The sequence below is a fragment of the Paraburkholderia sp. CI3 genome, assembly GCF_050436505.1.
Taxonomy (GTDB): domain Bacteria; phylum Pseudomonadota; class Gammaproteobacteria; order Burkholderiales; family Burkholderiaceae; genus Paraburkholderia; species Paraburkholderia tuberum.
In genome coordinates this window covers 985,989-1,004,749 of sequence record NZ_JBNDMI010000002.1, presented here as the reverse complement: position 1 = coordinate 1,004,749, position 18,761 = coordinate 985,989, and the positions used below count along the sequence as shown (strand labels likewise).

Sequence of the window (18,761 nt, the reverse complement as noted above, 5' to 3'; positions counted from 1 at the left end):
CTTTCGAGGCAACGCCACATGGGTCAGTCGCCACCGTCCGTGACCTAGGGGCCCTGCGTGTACTATTCGTGTTGAACATAGCGGACGACTGCTACGGAGGTAGCATCATCAGCTGTGTAATTGCAGCTCGCTTCGAAAGCGGTCCTGGGAGACGATGAGATGCGCGTACTGATCGTCGACGATCACGAGCTGTTCAGAGCCGGATTGGCGCTGCTGCTGAGAGAGTTCTTTCCGAACATCGAGTTGCTGCACGCGAGTACGTTGTCTCAAGGCGTAAAGCATGCGCTTGGCGAGCTCCTGAACATCGCATTTCTCGATCTCGATCTTCCCGACGGCCACGGTTGCGGCGCGCTTGCCACACTGAAGGAGTCGCGCCCGTCGTTACCGGTGATCGTGATATCCGCCGATGAGAGCGTGGAAACCATCAGTCGGTGCATCGAACTTCGCGCGATGGGATATGTACCCAAGTCGTCACCTCCTGAAGCCCTTCATGCAGCGATAAGCGCAGTGCTTGCCGGGGGCGTGTTCCTACCCGCCGCCAGCATCGCGAGGCTCAGGCGTGACATGGGCACGGACGGGGCTCCGGTAAGTGGGCCTGGGAAGGCACAGCCGAGCGGTAATTCGGAAATGAGCCGCGCATCCGAGCTGGGACTCACTCCGAGAGAGTTCGAAACGTTGGCGTGGCTGGTGCGCGGGCTCCCGTCCAAGGCGATTGCGCTGAGAATGGGGCTCGAAGACATTACGGTACGAAAGTACGTCAGTCATTTGCTCGCGCATTTCAATCTGCGGCGCCGTACGGAACTCATCGTCATGCTGGCGGATAAAGGGATCAAACTTGGCGTCCCGCCAGTCACGGATCCCGTACATGATCGAAGCCCGTCGGCCGTTGGGCAGCAACGAACCGACTGACTTCAGCGAGCGTGCTTTCCGGCGTGGAAGACTTCCGCAACAGCACGAACGGCTCGGTGAAATCGCGAAGTGCGTGCGGAGACACCAGTTCGCCAGTGATGAATGCGACGGGAAGCACGCCCGCCCAGGCGAAATGCTGCCTGATCCGTTCGGCAACCTCAATGCCAGTCGGGCCGTCGCGCAACCGGATATCGGTGACAATGATGTCGGGTGCGCGGCCATCGTCGGCGAGAATCGCTTCGAATCCCGCCATTGATCCGGCGGTATCCACCAGTGCGCCAGCACTGAGGAATAATCGGCGCAGACCTTCGAGAACGGTCGGTTCGTCGTCGCAAAGCAGGATGTATCTGCCGTTAAGGATGGACGTGCATGCTGCGTTCGCTTGATCTTCCATCACGATCACGGGTGCTGATTGCGATATCGGAGCGTACAGGGAGAAGCGTGACCCGCGCCCTTCGACCGACCAGAAACGCATGCTGTGCTTCGGCAGAATTCCGACAACCCGATTGACGATAGACAACCCAAGTCCAAGGCCTTTCGACCGGTCGCGGCCAGGGTTGTTAATCTGATAGTACTCGGCGAATATCGCATTCCGATGCGCGGGCGAGATGCCGATGCCCGTGTCCCATACGTCAATGCGAAGCCGTTCCCCAATCAGCACCCAGCCGATTACGACTCCCCCCACGGAGGTGTTCTTGATCGCATTCGATACAAGATTGGCCAATGCTCGTTTGAACAAGGAGCGGTCGCTTTCAATGGGTGGAGGGTGGCGCCGACGCTCGCTGATTCTGAATTCGATATCTCGCGATCTCGCCGGTTCAAGGTATTGCTCGAAGACCTCCATAAGCACGGTCTGCGTATCGAGTGGCGCCAGGTGCGGAACGTATGAACCCAGTTCGCTATAGTCCTGAATGTCCTTGAACATATCGAGAAGGTCGCACGCGGTCTCCTCGATGACATCCAGGTCGCGATCCACGGCGTATCCGTCCCTGGCCTTCGTCCGGGCGCTTCGAATGAAGAGATTGATTGCGGCGAGAGGTTGCTGGATGTCGTGATACGCCGATGAGAAGAACCGCTCTTTCTCCCTGACGAGCTCTTGCATGCGTAGGTTCTGTTCGTTGACTGCGCGCGACGCCGCTTCGACGCGCGCCTTGGCCGCGCGCAAGGTGCGCCGATACATGAATTCGCGCCTCGCGGCACGTTCCAGCGGAATGCTGACTAGCAAACCGACGATATACATCATTGGCACCATCGTGGCATGCGCAATCACCGACTCCACGCGCGCGTCGACGCTCTGGCCACTGGGCTTGAGATAGAGCATGACAAGGTAACTGACGACGCATAGGCCGATCAGCCACGCCGCCGTGATGACGCGAAGCCGGAAGGCCATGAATATCATGAAAAGGGCAAACGTCAGGATCGGGTAAGCTTCCCGCCAGGCTAGGTCGCCCGGATAGAGCTGTACCATTCTCAGGACCGCGAACCAGCAACCGAGCGTCCAGACACTGAGCAGCCCGACGGCCCAGCGCTCGTCGGTGGCGTGTGGGCTCCACAACAGCACGGGCACCGTCATGCCGATCGTCCCGGCGATTCTCAGGAGAATGAGTTCATTGTGGTGCAGATGGGAGGGATCGAGTACGTCTAACCGCCCGAGGTCGTGGATGGAAAACACGACCCACAACGCGGTGAAGATTGTGATGGCGAGCCTCCGCTGTCCGAAGAAGCGCTTCGCGTAGTCCATCCGGAACGCGTGTTCCTGAGCCGCCGAACTGAACCTGCGTACTACGAAGCCTGACAATCTCATAAGGCTGCTTGAACCGGGAAAGCCACCGTGGGCGGATTGTGCGCGACGTCGAGAGGCTGTATCGGCGCACCACGGGTTAGACATATCCCCACCGAAAGTGGCTAACGGAGTAAGACGGCACACTCCAGCGAACGGGGCGCCGGTGGTCATGGGCGCACAACACCATCGTGCGTAACCACATAAAAACAGAATAACAGGTCGCGGTTTCTACGATCAGCCACAAATGTATCAACTACGGGATGTGTCCTTGTCTGCACTGGAAGGTTCAGCAAGGCGCTCCGCAATCATTGAAGGCGAATAGCTGATACGTCCCCGGGATGAGCCAGCGGGACTGCATACATCTTTCGTCTGCGTTGCTGGTCCGTCGCCTACGCATGTGCGTGGTGACGGCGTTTCGCCTGACCAACAATGAATATGACAGCAACGCTGGGAAAGGCATTCGTCGAGTGCATCCAGATCGGTTGATCGTCGCAACGAGCCGAACCTGTCTCTGTTCGTGCGAAGACTGCTGTCGGTCGGCGAAAGATGCACAGGCCGATCTCTTAAACTCCGAGGGAGTACTCCCATGAAACTTTATGAATCGATCACCGTCTGTCTGGCCCTGATAGCTGGAGTCACAGCAGACGGATGCTTCGCCCAAACGGCGATCAACCAGCAGGGGGCGGTAACGGATGGCAACGCCCCGCAGGTTTCAGAGGTCGCGGTTCCGGCCGTCACACCGGCACCCTCCGTGCCCGTTGGAAAAACACGCGCGCAAGTGATGCGTGAGCTGGAAGATTTTCAGAAAAATGGCGGCCCAGCACTGATGCTTGATATTTACCGAGGCGGCAGCTAATGAAGCGTTGTGCCCCAGAAGGGCTTTTCGACCATCGAATGATTGTCGGCGTGTTCCGACACCGCCGATTGTAGGACTACGCACGGGCCAATTGCTAAAATCTACCTCGTGGGCTGGACGCGACCAACGTCGGCGGTCCTCTGACAGTCGACCTCCGCTGCGGATTGACATCGACCCGTTCAACATTCCAGTAAGAAGACTGCCGACACCGGAAGCTTCGCCGATTGCCTGATGGACCGGGATGGTCGATGAATTGCTGGATCCAGTCCGCACCTCAATGTCCGCCATCAGGGGGATTGCGACGTTTGAACGTCCATGTGAATGCACAGACGAACGACCGCAGATGGCCGACTACCGCCTGTCCACAGCCGGCCCTCTCCGGAATGCCGCGTTGGACCGCAAAATAGCCCCAGACAGCTTCGCTTAACGGCGAGCGACGCAGGACTATGACTGCGCGACAGAAACCCACGTGATCGATCAACGGTTTTCCGGCGCCGCTGTCAGCCCCTCCAACAGCGCCTTATGAAACGCCTGCGGGTCCTGCATCTGCGGCGCGTGACCGAGCCCCGCGAACTCGACCAGCGTCGCATGGGGAATCGCCTTCGCGGCCGCGCGGCCCAATTCGGGGTAATGGCCGAGCTTCGCGCGCACCTCGGGCGGCGCTGCGTCCTTGCCAATCGCCGTCGTGTCCGTCTGACCGATCAGCAGCAGCGTCGGCATGCCGAGCTGCCCCAGCTCACAGACGACCGGTTGCGTGCTGGCGTGTCGACTATAAACAATCCGCGAAAAGCGCCGAAAGGCTTGCCAGTCTTGCGTTTGCGGTATTCACATGTGCCTTCGTTGCACCGCTAAATTCGCGCAGGAATCGTTCATGCTGATCCAGCGTGCCGAACCTCGGAGGATCACGCCATGTGCTATCAGGGGTGCCGTCAATAAAGGGATTTTTTCGTACGCCAAGCGCTCAGGGCGTGCGTCCCGAGCGTCGCTGATCGGACCCGCAAGGGACGGTCGCCCACACGCAAAGCGGCCGTTCAGATAGGCTCCGCCGGGCGCTTTGTTAACGAAATGCCTGCCGGATTCCCAGCGCAATCATGAGCCCTCCACATGTGAGGTCGATCCATGCCTTCGCGCGACGATACGCCGTCGCAATCGCCGCATGCGATAGAACGAGCGCGACTGCTCCGTACCAGCACGTCGCTGTTGCACCGACAGTAGCAAGCATCGCGAAGAACGTCGGCATGGAAACGTGCGTGGGCACCGCTGAGGAAAACACCGCCGCATAAAAGGCGATGGACTTCGGGTTCGTGATATTTGTCGCGATACCTTGTAGGAACGCGGCACGAAACAGAGGCGCCTTCGTTGGGTGACGTGCCGCTGAGGGGGTTGCGCGTGCCGACACAACGAGCCGCAGCCCGAACCAGATCAGATAGGCCGCGCCAGCAAGCCTAATGCCGACAGCGAGCCACGGGAAAATAGCGAACACCATTCCGATACCAAGGATGGCGCAAGTCGCCCAGAACAGATTCACCGTCACGATTCCGGCGACAAGCGCGAGCGCATCGGAGCGTCTGCCGGCTACCGCCTTCTGAGTGATTACGACGAAGTTCGGCCCGGGTATGACGACACCTGCCGCATAGACAGAAAAGACTGTCGCAATAGCAGACGAATTAACCATTTGTCGCCTCAGTGAATTGGGGTTGTACAAAACGCGGAGTTGCTTCATCGGCCACTATTCTGAAGCAATTCACGACTGACCGCTGTTGGCCGATCAGCGCCCGACGACTGAGCGCGGCCATTGTGTCGGGCGCGCGCATCATGCAAAGGGCATCAGACGATCCTGAACAGCCAGTCCCGGCAATGCCGGTCAATGTCCGAAAGCGGGCCGGGTTCAGCCCTCACGGAGGGAGTGAACTCAGAGTGATCCGCCTAACTGTTCTTCGATCGTCCTCGTCGAGGGTGATTCCACGCGCCCCGTATGCTTTGTCTGCACGGGCTCGATCAGCACGATCCAGCATTCGTCGTCTGCGACTGGATTGTGCAGCGTGCCGCGCGGCACTACGTGCATCGAGCCCGCGGGCAGATCGATGACGTGTCCGCCCTCATATTCGATCTCCAGATGTCCGCGCACGACGAAGAACAGTTCGTCCTCGTGCTCGTGGTCGTGCCACACGAGCTGCCCGCGCACTTTCGCGACCTTCACGTACTGATCGTTGACCTGTGCGACAACTTTCGGCGACCAATGATCCGACACATCGGCGAACGCGGCTTCAAGGTCGAACGATTCGGCGAACGGATGGGAAGACATGCTTATCTCCAGGTCGGAATGAGGGATGCGGCGAGCAGCACACCCATCGCGAGATTGAGAATGCGCCAGTGGCGCGGCGTCCGAAACAGCCGCGCGAATAGCACGCCGAGCGCACACCACAGCGCGAGCGACGCGCACGCAGTCACCCCGAACGCTGCACCGAGCAGCATCGCGAGGCGGTTCGGATTGTTTGCGAGCAGCGCGAAAGACGCCGCCGCGCCAACCGTCATCGCCCAGCCTTTCGGGTTGAGCCAGAGCAGCAGGAAACCGTTGACGAGCGAAACCGGCCGCACGGGGCCATTGCTCGCGTTTGGCGGCCCGCTGCGCGCGATGCGCCACGCGAGCCACAGCAGATACGCGGAGCCGAGCGTCCTCACCGCCGTTTGCAGCGACGGCAGCGTGAGAAGCAGACCGCCAAGCCCGAGTGCGGCGAGCGCAGCGAGCAAGGCGAGGCCCATAGCGATGCCGAGCATCAGCGGTATCGAGCGTACGAAGCCGAAGCGTGCGCCTGAGGCGGCGGCGAGCGTGGTCGCGCCGCCGGGCGTCACGGTCGCGACGGCGACGAAGAGCAGGAGCGGCAGAATCGAGGTCATCGGTGCACATTCGGATCAGTGAATTCGCACTGTACGGATCGTCAAAGCAACGTGAAAGCTAATAATATTGATGCGGTACATTACGCCGCATAATGCATAGATGAGCCGAAACCTCGACCTCGATCTGATCCGCACCTTCGTTGCCGTCGCCGATAGCGGCAGCATGACGGTCGCCGCGAATCTGCTGCACATGACGCAAGGCGCCGTGAGCCAGCAGGTGAAGCGTCTCGAAGACGTACTGGATTGCCTTCTGTTCGTGCGCAAGACGCGCAAGCTGGAGCTGTCGCGCCAAGGCGAGCAGTTTCTTGTGAATGCGCGCAAGCTGCTGCGGCTGAACGACGAAATCTGGGCCGACATGACCGGCCAGCCGTTGCGCGGCGCCCTGCGTGTGGGGGTGCCATACGATCTCGTGATGCGGCTCGGGCCGGCGCTGAAGGCATTCGCCGAGGCGCATCCGCACGTCGACATTTCGCTGGTATGTGCGGCGTCACCGGAGCTGAGCGAAGCGGTCGATAGCGGTCGTGTGGACGTGTCGTTGGTCGAATGTGTCGCAAGCGAAGCCGAAGGTGAAGTGGTCTGCATCGAGCCGTTGGTGTGGGTCAAGGGGCGCGGCAGTGATGCATGGCAGAAGCGGCCGTTGCCACTGTCGATGGTAGACGAGCGTTGTGCGTTCCGACCGGTGGTGCTCGGCGCGCTCGCAGACGAGGGCATTGCGTGGCGCACGGTGTTCGAGAGCGGCAACATCGAGGCGACCGCTGCGACGGTACGCGCGGGCCTCGCGATCGCGACCTGGCTCGTCTCCACGGTGCCGGCCGATCTGGAAACGCTCACGCCTCAAGCAACCGGCTTGCCTGCGCTGCCTCCGTTCGCGATCTGCCTGCGATTGCCCGCGACGGTTCAGCCAGCGGCACAGGAATTCGCGCGCCATGTGCGGGATTCGATGTCGAACGACGCAGGCACTCGACGCGCGCAGCTTGCGAACATTGCGTGATGTATTGCGTTTGAAATGCCTTCCGGACGTCGCGATTCTACAAGCGCTGCGGCAGCGCAGCCGCAAAAAAATCGGTGACCCGGCGCACGCGCGCAGGCACGAAACGACGCCTCGGCCAGATGATACTCACATCGCGTACGTCCCGAAGGAAGTCGTCGAGCACGGTCACGATGTCGGGATGATTGAGTTCGTCGGCAAGCGAGAGCTTCGCGAAGAGGCCGATTCCCACGCCCGCGAGTACGGCCGTTCGTATTGTCTCGACGCTATTCGACGAGAGGTTGCCTCGCACCGGTACGCTGAACCGGCCTTGCGGCCCATGAAACGGCCAGTTCGCTGATTCCATCAGACCGCCGTAGAGCAGGCAATTGTAATTGGCGAGTTCGGTAGGATCCTTCGGTATACCGTGTTGCTCGACATAGCGACGCGATCCGACGCAGACCAGCGGGGTGCTGGCGATTCGCTTCACGACCGAATCCGGATCGTTGACGGCGCCCACTCGAATCGCGAGATGGATTCGATCTACCACCATATCTCGCACGAATCCGACAACATAAGATCGACCTGAGGACCGGGGTTCAGCCAGAAAGCGCCGCTCACGGCTATTCTCGCCAGGAATTGGCCCTATGAAAAATCTGCGAATTATCACTCCCGTACGTGGCAACTACGATCTACCTGTCACTCATCACCAGACAGAAGATTTCCATGTCCACTCTCGCAGGCAAAGTCGCCGTCATTAGCGGTGGAATAACTGGCATCGGTTTGCCGATCGCCCAGCGGTGTGTCGCCGCCGAAGGCGCTCACGTCTTCATTTTCGGCGGTCGGCAAGCACAGCTCGACGAGGCCGCCAAACGGATCGGATGCAACGCCACCGCGATCCAGGCTGACGCCGCGAACCTCGATGACCTCGACCGTGTCGCTGTGGCGATCAGGAACGAAAAGCGCCTCGTCGACATCAGCGTGTCGCGCGCGGGTTTTACGAAGCACATTGATGGCGCTAAAACGCGCCGGAAGGAGTTGTTATGAGTCACCCAACGCTGTTCTCGCCGATCAAAGTCGGCAACTTGAAATTAGCTAACCGTATCGTGATCGCACCGATGGCCCAGTACTCGGCCGAAGACGGGCAGATGAGCGATTGGCACCTGATTCACCTGGGCCAGCTGGCGATTTCAGGTGCGGCGGCGCTAACCATTGAGGGGACGGCGGTCACCCCCGAGGGACGCACCAGCTATGGTGACGTGGGGCTCTATTCGGACGAGTGCGAAGTCTCCATGGCACGAGTGCTGCAGGGCGTTCGGCGGTGGTCTGATACGCCGATTGGAATCCAGCTCAACCATGCTGGCCGAAAAGGGTCTCGGCAAAAATTATGGGACGGCGGCGCACAGATTCCATATGGTCACGCAAATGGTTGGAACACCTACGGCCCATCGCCGGTCGCTTTTGCGGCCGGTGAGACACCTCCCACCGCCTTGGACCGCGATGGTCTGGCCGCAATTCGCGACGCCTTCGCGGCCGCAGCGCAACGCGCCTCCCGGCTTGGGTTGAATTTCATTCAAATCCTTGGTGGGCACGGCTATCTGCTCCATCAATTCCTCTCGCCTCTCTCAAACCACAGGGACGACGAGTACGGCGGCTCATTGGAAAACCGAATGCGCTTTCCACTCGAGGTTTTCGAAGCCGTGCGAGACGCATTTTCGCATGATCGCCCCGTTACAATGCGGATATCGGCTACTGATTGGGTGGACGGCGGGTGGTCCGTGCAGGACGCGATCGCCTTTGTCCACGCACTGGAGGCTAGAGGCTGTGCCGCGATCAATGTCTCGAGTGGTGGTTCGAACCCAGCCGCGCAAATTCCGATCGGGCCTGGCTATCAGGTTCCCTTCGCGCGGGCAGTGAAGCAGGAGACGACGCTCCCTGTCATCGCCGTCGGCATGATCACTGAGTTCGAACAAGCCGAATCCATTCTCGGCACGGGAGATGCCGATCTGATCGCGCTTGCTCGGGCCGTGCTCTTTGACCCTCGCTGGCCTTGGCACGCTGCGGCTCACTTTGGGGCTCAAGTCAGGGCGCCGAACCAGTATCTTCGCGCTCAACCCAGTCGGCTGCGAAAGGTGTTCGTTTGAATCCGTCTCGTCGAGAAGGGGGCGGTGAATTCGAAGTTCAACAACGTCCCGTTCTTGCAGGTGCCATCGAACGCGAAGACTCCCTAAGTTGAGTCTGGTGGACATGGCTCTGCTTGCGCTCGTGCTGCTCGCCATTTTCGTCATTCCGACCGGGATACAGTCATGGCAGTCCGTCCGTTTGCCGAATCGTTCGACCTCGAAGCCGCGTTCGGCGACGTGGTCGAAATATTGGTCACCGAAAGTCGTCACGCAAGTCAACGATCAATACCTGAAGATTGCGAAAGTGCGCGGACAGCTCGTGTGGCACGAGCGTGCAGAGGAAGACGAACGGTCTCCTGTCGTGCGCGGACATCTGAAGATCGAATACGAAGGCGGACGCGTCGTCGATTTGCGAGCGGGTTCGATGCACGTAGTCCCAAGGGGCACGTTGCGCAATCCGTGGCCGATAACGAGTGCTGGATCGTCCTGATCGAGCCCGTGCGGATGAAGCACACGGGCGATGTCGAGTCTACGTTGACGAGGATAATCGACGAACAGATGTGTTGATCAGGCTGATTGCTGTCTCTATAGGTATCGTGTAAAGGCGAGGCGCCGACTCATTCGCCGTGGTGTAGGTGTCGCGACGCGTCATTCAGCGCGCGCGATAGCGCAACAGGAACGTGGAGACCGCGCTGCCGATGTTTCAACATCATCGTTGGGGATCGCGTAGTCGATCTGCATCAGACGGGGAAAATAAAGCGTTTCTCCCAACATTCCTATAAATTCGGCGCGAGCAAGTTGCACGTTGCCGCTCTCCAGCCGGCCTTCTTCCACCCGCTTTGTCAACCAGGCATCTGTCACATCGCTGAACAGATCCTTCGCGCGCTGGAAGCGAAGTCCCATGTCGGGAAAGCTTCGCACCTGCGCAATGACGAGGCGCATCGCGGCAATCATGTTGGCATCCGAAACAAGCTCGTTGTATGCGAGGGCAGTCTCACGCGTGCCCGACTCGACCTCCGGCGCCGTGTCGTATCCGTTGGCCAGAAACGCCTCGATTGCGACTTCCAGGGTCGGCCTGCGCTTTTCCTGGCTGACACGCTGCTGATACGCCTGCAGTCCCTGCGCTGGGCGATCGCCAGTTGAGGCCAGCAGGCAAACCTTATCGGAGCTCGGGAGCCCCGCGTCGTCGGCAGAAGCTTCTTGGCTCGGCCCGCATGTCGCCGCGTCGCTAGTCGGCCAGGACGGCGTCATAATCATGCGGCCGCCCTGTGACCCTCGCATCATCGGCCGCGAAATCAGTCGGGCCGCACGTTCAGGCAGTTCCGTGCGGCCACGCGGGCAGCTTCACCGACACCCGGCCTTGACCCCGTATCCGTTAAGCGTCGCATAAGCATGCGTCGAGTGTCTCTGCAGGCTTGATGTCATTTTTATGACATCCTAAGCGATCGCCTTATTCCAAAACAAAGGATCGCCGATTTGACCTTTCATCCACCGTTGCCTACAACGTTGGAGGTAATCGAATCGGGCCGCGTTTGCTACACGCGTCCGGTTCCCTCAGGGCACTTCAACCGTGGCGCGGGAGACTCGAGATGGCACAAGGATTCACAGGGGCGACATTCGCGAAGGCACGCCGGCAAGTCGGCGATCCGGTTTCACCGGCCGCACCCCATCCGCGCTTCGAGGCGCTGCCCGCTTATACCGGCACGGGCAGTGACCTCGTGCTGATGCTCGAATCAATCTTGCCCGGGATCACCGCCAAGGCGTCCAAGGCGGGCAAGCTCGTCTTTCATTCGCTCGGCGACACCGGCGGCATTCACGGCACCGAAACCCAAACTGCGATCTCGGACGCGATGGAAGCCCAGATTAGCAACGCCGCGCAAGGCAGCGCGCCCGGGTTCTTCTATCATCTGGGCGATGTCGTGTACTTCAACGGCATGAGCACGCACTACATCGAGCAGTTCTATGAGCCGTACCAGTACTACGACGCACCCATCTTCGCCATTCCGGGCAATCACGATGGCGACACTCAGACGCGCCCGGGCGACGAGAGCGATAATGAGCCCTCGCTGTACGGCTTCATGAAGAACTTCTGCAGCGTGACCTCGCAGCCTTTCTTCAAGTACCGCTCCACGATGACGCAGCCCTACTGCTATTGGGCGCTGGACGCGCCGTTCGTCCAGATCATCGGCGCGTACTCGAATGTAGACGGACTCCTCGATGCGCGCGGATCGAACGCCCAATTGAACTGGCTGGTACAACGGCTTAAAGCCGCGCCGCAGGACAAGTGGGTCATCCTGGCGGTCCATCACCCATGCTACTCGCTCGACTCGGTTCACGGCGGCTATGAGGAGACACTGAACACGCTCGACAAGGCGTTCGAGACGAGCGGGCGTACGGCGGACGCGGTCTTCTCCGGTCACGTGCACAACTTCCAGCGCTTTTCGCGCAAGCTCGGTAACAATGAGATTCCATACATCATCGCAGGCGCGGGCGGTTACGCCAACACCCAGCGGGCGATGCACAAGCTGCAGACGGGGCTGGAAAACGTGCAACTACCGTATGCGACCAAGTCGGAGGGCGTCTCGCTCCAGTTCGCCGACGACAAGAACTCAGGGTTCCTGCGCGTTACGGCGAGCCCCTCGGCACTGGTAGTGGACTATTTCTCGGTGTCGTTCGACTCGCCGGCGAAGGTCGCGAGCGCACCCGTCGACTCGGTGACCATCAAAGCCCCGGCCAAAACGAAGATGAAGGCTTGACGCTGGGTCCTTCCATGCATGGACGAGGCGCGAAGTTGCCGTCGCCGGCGGCCTTGAAAGTGCTGCCGGCGTGGACCACACGCCGGGCGGCACTTCGCCGAAGGCCGCGCGTTTTCGCGGCTGCTGAGCTGCGAATGTTTGAGCAAGGCGCGCTCTGCATCGATATCGTCGCCCGCCGCACTGATTGAGCCGGACGAGATGCGGCTGTTGATCGCAGCAGATGGGAATCCCAGGCATCAGATCGCGCTGTCGGTCGCTTATGGCGCGGGGGCGCCGGCGCGCGAGCAGTCACACCGGAGGGTCGCAACCGACCTACTGCGCGAAGTCAACAGTCCGCTGGAGCGTCTGCCTTCCGAGTAACGCGACGCAGTGCAGTACCAATGTCGGAGGTGTCCGACAGCAGCGTCGAACAGCGACAACGCGGCATTGCGAATCGAATGGCCGGTTCGTGAGTGGGGCCGACGCCTGAATCTCCGGGCGATGGTACGAGCGCATGACTGTTCATGGCCGCGTGCCGCCTCATGCAAACAGCATGAGCCGCTTGAATCTCCGAAGCCCGCGATTGACAGCAGGCGAAGTACAGCATCCGCTCACCCTATCGGGTCGATGATCGTCGAAGCCAGAGGTGATTACGAACCGTCAGATACCTATCCTGAAGCTTGCGACAGGGTGTGCACTCATCCACTGAATATCTCGGAATTTTCCTTCTCGTGACGTGTTATCTGAGGAAGCAATGGCTTCATTTGAGCTTTTTAGAGAGCCCGATGAAGGCCAGACCGTTGCACGTCCTTCAAATGTCAGAGGAGATACTTGATGTGTGGGATTGTGGGCTGGGTGGACTACCAACGCGATCTGGGCGAGCAAAAGCCGATCATTGAAGCAATGACACGCACGATGGCACTGCGCGGGCCCGACGCGCAGGGCATCTGGATCGACCGCCATGCAGCACTGGGACACCGCAGGCTTTCCGTCATCGATCTCGAAGGCGGAGCGCAACCGATGCAAGCTGCGGAAGAAGGTAAAGCGGTTGCATGCCTGACCTACAGCGGCGAAGTGTACAACTTCGTTGAACTACGCGACGAGTTGATGAAGCGCGGCCATCGCTTTACGAGCCGCAGCGATACCGAAGTCGTGTTGCGCAGCTACCTCGAGTGGGGCGAGTCATTTGTCGATCGTCTGGTTGGTATCTATGCGTTCGCGATCTGGGATACGCGCAAAGAGGAGTTGCTGCTGGTGCGCGACCGTGTAGGCGTGAAGCCGCTGTTCTATCAACCCTTCGGCAGCGGCGTGTTGTTCGGTTCCGAGCCAAAAGCGATTCTGGCTCATCCGGATATTGTCCCGCGAGTGGGGCTGGAAGGGTTGCGGCACGTAATCAGCATGTTCCGCATGCCCGGCGACGCGGTATACGAAGGCATGCGCGAAGTGATGCCTGGACACCTGGTGCGCGTGTCGCGCAGCGGCATCGCGCAACGGTCCTACTGGAAGCTCGAGGGTTACGAACATACCGATTCGCTGGGTGTCACGATCGAAACGATTCGTGGACACCTCGACCGGATCATGCGCCAGCAGACCGTTGCCGACGTGCCGCTATGCAGCCTGCTATCGGGCGGGCTCGATTCGTCGTTGGTCACGGCGATGGCCGATCGGATATTGCGCCAACGAAGCGGCCGTGCAGTGCACTCCTATTCGGTCGATTTTGCGGACCATGGGCAGGCGTTCGCCAAGGACCCGTACCGTGACACCGCCGATACGCCGTTCGTGCGTGAATTCGTCAAGCAGGTGAAGACGCGGCACACCGAGGTCGTGTTGAACAATCGCGAGCTCGCGAACATGCAGGTGCGGCGTGCCGTCGTCGATGCGCTCGACTCGGCATGGTTCGTCGGGAGCGATCTGTTCCCATCGCTCTATCTGCTCTTCAAGGCGGTACGCGAGAATTCGACGGTCGCATTGTCCGGCGAGGCAGCCGACGAAGTGTTCGGCGGCTATAGATGGTTCCACACGCCCGAGACCGTCAACCTCGACACGTTCCCGTGGATGCAGGTTGTGCCGTCGAGGCTCGACACGTTGTTGTCGCCGGACCTGTCACAGGAGCTTCGCCTGAAGGAGTATGAGGCCGACTGTTACGCCCAGGCACTCCGCGCTGTACCGCATGTCGGCCAGTCCGGCGTCGAGAAGCGTATGCGTGAGATCTGCCACCTCCATCTCGTCAACTGGCTCCCCATCCTGCTAGACCGGAAGGACAGGATGAGCATGGCGGTGGGCCTCGAAGTACGTGTGCCCTTTTGCGACCACGAACTGATGCAGTACGTATTCAACACGCCGTGGAGCATGAAGACGTTCGATGGTCGCGAGAAGAGCCTGCTGCGCGCAGCGGCAGGCGACGTCGTGCCCAAGGCGATTCTCAAACGCGTGAAAAGCCCCTATCCGGCCACGCAAGACCCAGCGTATGAACGCGCTTTGCGTGACTGCATGGGCAGCGTGATCTCGAAGGCGTCGCCGCGCACGGCACAGACTTTCGACGTGGACGCGGTTCGTAAGCTGATCGATCAACCACTGAACGAAGTTAGCATCGGTTGGGAGCGAGGGGACATCGATCACGCACTCGCGATGTCGGACTGGCTGGAAAGGTACGACGTGGAACTTGTATAGGCGAGGTGGTGCTATGAGATTTTAGCGCCGGATGCGCTCTGCCGCCGTTCCTGCTGGCCAACACAACACACGCCGATAAGCTCGCCTTGCAGGGGGCAATCAGACGCATCAAGGAATCGCGGCTCCGATCAAGGGTGCCGATACATGTCATTCGCCTTCGGCAAACACTGATCCGACGTGTGGTCAGCTGCATCGACATGGCGCTTGGGCGTATCGCGATAGTGAAAGGAGGTCGAGGGAGAGCCCGACGTGAAGAGGACTGCTTGTATCACCAGCCAATGAAACGTTCAAGGAGGACACATGGCGACTACCCAGGATATCGCTGCACGGATCGATGCACTCGAAAGCCAATTCGCGCTGGAGCGGCTCATCGCCGCATACAGTCAGGCGTTCGACACTCGCGATGAGGCACTGCTGCGCAGCATTTGGCATAGCGATGCGAGTCTGTTACTGGGCGACGCGTTCGGCAACTGTACCGGTATCGATGCCATCATCGAGTCAGCTCACAGGAACTGGGCGCAGATCCCGTACATGCATCACTGGACGGCCAATCCACTGATCGACATTAACGGCGACCTCGCCACGGGCAAGGTGGCGCTCAACGCGCTGGTTACCCATGCGGAGATGGGGCCCGTCCAGATCAGCGGCCTTTATCACGACCGGTTCGAGCGCCGTGACGGCCACTGGGCATTCACGGAGCGCAGATTCGATTTGCACTACGTGACGCCCCTGCCGAACTGGAAACCGGTTGCCGGAATCGAAGCTGCGTCCCCGTCCTGAGCCGAATAGCCAGGCGGATCACCGGGCCGGATCAACGTCCGGAGCAACTTCGGGCCTGTGTGGAGGACACTCTCCGCAGTCCGTGAGTCGACCAGCTTCCTTCCTGTCGTCAATCACACCAACCAGTTCCAGAATCGGCTAAAGGAGCAATCATGTCAGAGCCCATCGAAGATCGTCTTCGAAGCCTCAGCGACGCCGTACGAGCGCTCTCGCTCATCGGCGCGTCGCTGAAGCTTCGTTCGAGCGGCGACGCGGCGCCAGCTATTCGAGAGGTGGCCGCGCAAATTCGGACAGTCGAATAAGTGCCGCTGGCAGCGGTCAAAGGCGAGCGGCCGCTGGCCGAACTGACGCAGCAGTTCGATGTGCATCCGAACCAGATCACGGAATGGAAGCGGCAGTTGCCTTTAGGTAGCTTTCCTCCGTAGGAGTAGGACATCATTCGTGCGCCTGCAATGGCAGGGCGAAAATTTGAGCGGCTAATCTTATGTACGTACCGTCATCTCGCTCACGAAATCGACTTGCTACGGCATCTCTGCGGTGGGATCGAAACGGTGCAGGTCGTCACGTCGAGTGGCACGCGGCGCTTCGCTGTCGAGGACTCGGCGGCATGCTCGCTGCGCCTGTCAAGCAGAGCGCTTGCCAACATCAGTCTGTCGGATACAACGGCCACGCCGTGGAACTGGGACACGGCGGGCGGCGAGGACCGGAAATTGTTCGACTACCGCCCGGTCCCGACGCACTTCTTTGCGGGAACAGATGGTGCGCTTTTTCTGATATGAGGATTTGGACTTATGACGGTGAAAAGAGACAGCACGGGCTGATTTCCCATGTCCCGATCGAAAGCGCGGACGGGAACATTTACGCGAACCAGTTACAGCATTTCATCGACGTGTCCTGGAAAGGGTAACCCCAATCATCGACGGAGAAGACGCAGCGCGTACGCCGCAAGCGACACTTGCGGTGCCATCGAACCCGATTGCGCCGGGTCCGGCGTGTCCCCGTGGGATGGCAAACACAGATGCGATGAACGTCGGAAGGATTGCTGACGGTCTCGAGGCGGCGCAGAGCCCCTCGCCCAGAATAACAGCGCAAGCCCGGCGATTATTCGGTCTGATGCGGCGCGACGCGTTCCATCGGGTGGAATAACTCGTGGATCAAGGGTGTTGTGAAAGAGTCACTCCGCGATACTCACATCAAAGGACCCACGCCATGCCCCATGAAGTCGACCGTATGCTTGACGAAATCCGCAAACTGGCGCCGAGCATTCCATCGCGCGCAGCCGAAATCGAAGCAGCACGCCGAATGCCTCCAGACCTGGTGGAGACGCTTAAGGCGATCGGCATCTATCGCATGTTCGTACCCAGGAGTCACGGCGGAATGGAGCTTGATCTTCCGAAAGGGCTCAGGGTGATCGTCGAACTCGCAAAGATCGATGGGGCGTTGGGCTGGCTCGCGATGATTGCCAGCGCAGGCGCGCTGTTTGCATCCTTGCTGCGCATTCGGACATATGATCAGGTCTACGCGACGGGTCCGGACGTCATCCTTGCCGGTTCGTCCCAGCCTGCGGGCACCGCGCAGGCGGTGACGGGCGGCTGGCGCGTGAGCGGGCGCTGGCCGTTCGCCAGCGGTTGTCAGCAAGCCGAATGGATGATGGGTTTCTGCACGATGACGAAAGACGGGAGGCCGCTTCCCGGTTGCGCCGGCGAAGACGGGCCGCCGCTGGTGCGCGGCTTCATTCTCCCAGCGTCCGAATGGCGGATCGAAGATACGTGGCACGTGGCAGGGCTCAAGGGTTCCGGCAGTCATCACATCGCGATCGCCGACAAGATCGTGCCGGAAAGGAACTTCTTTGATATCGAGAACCGCGTGCCTTGTCTTCCGGGCCCGCTCTATCAGAGCGTGCTGGAACTCATTCCGGTGCTGCATAGCGCCTTCTCCGTAGGTGTGGCCGAAGGAGCGTTGGGGGAACTCGTCGCGCTTGCGAATACCGGCCGGAGGCAGCAGCGCGCGGTGACTGCGATGCGTGATTCGGAGCTGTTCCAGGCAGAACTCGGCCGAGTCGAAGCCGACCTGAGGGCGGCGCAGGCGTTCATGGAGGTACAGGCCGCAAGCCACTGGGGCCATGCGCAGGCGGGAACAATCAACGACGACGCGCTGCGCATGCAAAGCACGCAGAACGCCGTGTGGATCGCTTCGACCTGTGTGCGTATTGCCGACGCGTGCTTCGCGCTGGGTGGCGGGAGCGCTCTCTACGACGTCTCGCCGCTGCAGCGGCGATTGCGTGACCTTCACGCCGGGGCGCAGCACGTCGTGGCCCAGCAACGAAATTATGCGGCAGTTGGCAGGCTGCTTCTGGAAGACTTGGTCCCGAAGACCGCCGCTGGCTAGTCGAGCCGGGCAATCCGAACACCAGCAGCGCCGGGGAGCTATACCCGATGCGGCTGAGGATGCTCACCAATGGATGGAGACACAAACGAATCGTGGAAAATTCAATTATAGTAATCGTTATTCTATTCGGCGCACTTGCAACCGGTGGATTGATCGTCAACTGGATAGGGTTAGGACGCGCGATGTCCCGGCTTTCGGTTTCTGCCTATGTTGAATTCCATCAGCATACGAATCGTACTTTCGATCCCTATATGCCGATCGTAGTTATAGGTGCCCTGGCAGGAGGCGTAGCCCTTGCTGTGATGTACGGTGTCCATTCCATTCCCGGGCAACTTGCTGCGGCAGGTGCAGTCTGCTATGCGCTCATCATAATAATTGGCGTACCGACATGTGTCCGCATTAATCATCAAATCCAGTCCTGGTCTATTCACAACCCGCCGCGCGAATGGGTCCAAATACGCGCGCGATGGATCAGGTTTCACGTGATCCGTACTCTTTTTTCGGTTCCGGGGCTCGCACTCTACACGGCGTCCGTGGTCTTACGCACTGCCTGAAGCGTGATCGGGAAGCAAGACGGTTCAGAAATTATCGACCCGGCGCTTTTTTGATGAAGCCGCTGGATATCTTCGACCTGGTGGGAAGTTCGCCTTCT

17 protein-coding genes and 2 pseudogenes are annotated in these 18,761 nt (G+C 60.0%); 12 read left to right on the top strand and 7 right to left on the bottom strand.

Annotated elements, in window-relative coordinates; translation table 11 throughout:
* Positions 1-159: 159 nt before the first annotated feature.
* Positions 160-909: a response regulator transcription factor gene (locus OKW29_RS07460; RefSeq protein ID WP_429290538.1), complete on the top strand. Its 750-nt coding sequence runs from the start codon at positions 160-162 to the stop codon at positions 907-909.
* Here OKW29_RS07460 and OKW29_RS07455 read toward each other — a convergent pair.
* Positions 851-2,650 carry a hybrid sensor histidine kinase/response regulator gene (locus OKW29_RS07455; RefSeq protein ID WP_429290537.1) on the bottom strand — a complete coding sequence of 600 codons (1,800 nt, stop codon included), beginning with the start codon at positions 2,648-2,650 and terminating at the stop codon, positions 851-853. The genes OKW29_RS07460 and OKW29_RS07455 overlap by 59 nt on opposite strands.
* A gap of 628 nt (positions 2,651-3,278) precedes the next feature.
* Here OKW29_RS07455 and OKW29_RS07450 point away from each other — a divergent pair.
* Positions 3,279-3,548 (top strand): DUF4148 domain-containing protein, encoded by a 270-nt coding sequence (locus OKW29_RS07450; RefSeq protein ID WP_184040619.1) that lies wholly within the window; start codon positions 3,279-3,281, stop codon positions 3,546-3,548.
* Between the two features lie 477 nt (positions 3,549-4,025).
* Here OKW29_RS07450 and OKW29_RS07445 read toward each other — a convergent pair.
* The 4 genes and pseudogenes from OKW29_RS07445 to OKW29_RS07430 all read right to left on the bottom strand — a co-directional run.
* Positions 4,026-4,304: pseudogene (locus tag OKW29_RS07445) on the bottom strand (alpha/beta fold hydrolase); the annotation flags it as partial.
* A 301-nt stretch (positions 4,305-4,605) separates the two neighbouring features.
* Positions 4,606-5,223 (bottom strand): LysE family translocator, encoded by a 618-nt coding sequence (locus OKW29_RS07440; protein ID WP_429290755.1) that lies wholly within the window; start codon positions 5,221-5,223, stop codon positions 4,606-4,608.
* 237 nt (positions 5,224-5,460) lie between these two features.
* Entirely contained in the window at positions 5,461-5,853 is a 393-nt protein-coding gene (locus OKW29_RS07435; protein ID WP_429290536.1) for a cupin domain-containing protein, read from the bottom strand.
* Between the two features lie 2 nt (positions 5,854-5,855).
* Positions 5,856-6,446, bottom strand: coding sequence for a LysE family translocator (locus tag OKW29_RS07430; RefSeq protein WP_090811625.1), 591 nt, complete (start codon positions 6,444-6,446; stop codon positions 5,856-5,858).
* A gap of 100 nt (positions 6,447-6,546) precedes the next feature.
* Between OKW29_RS07430 and OKW29_RS07425 the strand changes: the two genes are divergently transcribed.
* Complete coding sequence (locus OKW29_RS07425) at positions 6,547-7,437, top strand: LysR substrate-binding domain-containing protein (protein WP_429290535.1); 891 nt, start codon at positions 6,547-6,549, stop codon at positions 7,435-7,437.
* Between the two features lie 37 nt (positions 7,438-7,474).
* On the opposite strand, the gene OKW29_RS07420 is transcribed toward OKW29_RS07425, so the two are convergent.
* Positions 7,475-7,966 carry a substrate binding domain-containing protein gene (locus OKW29_RS07420; RefSeq protein ID WP_429290534.1) on the bottom strand — a complete coding sequence of 164 codons (492 nt, stop codon included), beginning with the start codon at positions 7,964-7,966 and terminating at the stop codon, positions 7,475-7,477.
* A gap of 173 nt (positions 7,967-8,139) precedes the next feature.
* Here OKW29_RS07420 and OKW29_RS07415 point away from each other — a divergent pair, with 173 nt between their 5' ends.
* From OKW29_RS07415 to OKW29_RS07405, 3 genes and pseudogenes are all read left to right on the top strand, one after another.
* On the top strand, positions 8,140-8,460 hold the full coding sequence (locus OKW29_RS07415; protein ID WP_429290754.1) for an SDR family NAD(P)-dependent oxidoreductase: 321 nt from the start codon (positions 8,140-8,142) through the stop codon (positions 8,458-8,460).
* Positions 8,457-9,557 (top strand): NADH:flavin oxidoreductase/NADH oxidase, encoded by a 1,101-nt coding sequence (locus OKW29_RS07410; RefSeq protein ID WP_429290533.1) that lies wholly within the window; start codon positions 8,457-8,459, stop codon positions 9,555-9,557. The genes OKW29_RS07415 and OKW29_RS07410 overlap by 4 nt, the downstream gene beginning before the upstream one ends.
* A gap of 162 nt (positions 9,558-9,719) precedes the next feature.
* Positions 9,720-10,103: pseudogene (locus OKW29_RS07405) on the top strand (cupin domain-containing protein).
* Between the two features lie 81 nt (positions 10,104-10,184).
* Here the strand turns inward: OKW29_RS07405 and OKW29_RS07400 are convergent.
* The gene (locus tag OKW29_RS07400) at positions 10,185-10,793 is read right to left on the bottom strand and encodes a TetR/AcrR family transcriptional regulator C-terminal domain-containing protein (protein WP_429290532.1); all 609 of its coding nucleotides are present in this window, start codon (positions 10,791-10,793) and stop codon (positions 10,185-10,187) included.
* Positions 10,794-11,125: 332 nt separating this feature from the next.
* Between OKW29_RS07400 and OKW29_RS07395 the strand changes: the two genes are divergently transcribed.
* From OKW29_RS07395 to OKW29_RS07370, 6 genes are all read left to right on the top strand, one after another.
* A complete protein-coding gene (locus tag OKW29_RS07395; protein WP_429290531.1) occupies positions 11,126-12,292 on the top strand; it encodes a metallophosphoesterase family protein in 1,167 nt (388 codons plus the stop codon).
* An 813-nt stretch (positions 12,293-13,105) separates the two neighbouring features.
* Complete coding sequence (asnB, locus tag OKW29_RS07390) at positions 13,106-14,941, top strand: asparagine synthase (glutamine-hydrolyzing) (protein ID WP_429290530.1); 1,836 nt, start codon at positions 13,106-13,108, stop codon at positions 14,939-14,941.
* Between the two features lie 300 nt (positions 14,942-15,241).
* The gene (locus OKW29_RS07385) at positions 15,242-15,721 is read left to right on the top strand and encodes a nuclear transport factor 2 family protein (protein ID WP_429290529.1); all 480 of its coding nucleotides are present in this window, start codon (positions 15,242-15,244) and stop codon (positions 15,719-15,721) included.
* A gap of 518 nt (positions 15,722-16,239) precedes the next feature.
* A complete protein-coding gene (locus tag OKW29_RS07380; RefSeq protein ID WP_429290528.1) occupies positions 16,240-16,500 on the top strand; it encodes a hypothetical protein in 261 nt (86 codons plus the stop codon).
* 430 nt (positions 16,501-16,930) lie between these two features.
* Entirely contained in the window at positions 16,931-18,109 is a 1,179-nt protein-coding gene (locus OKW29_RS07375; protein WP_429290527.1) for an acyl-CoA dehydrogenase family protein, read from the top strand.
* A gap of 47 nt (positions 18,110-18,156) precedes the next feature.
* Positions 18,157-18,663 carry an anthrone oxygenase family protein gene (locus OKW29_RS07370; protein ID WP_429290526.1) on the top strand — a complete coding sequence of 169 codons (507 nt, stop codon included), beginning with the start codon at positions 18,157-18,159 and terminating at the stop codon, positions 18,661-18,663.
* The last annotated feature ends 98 nt before the right edge of the window (positions 18,664-18,761 follow it).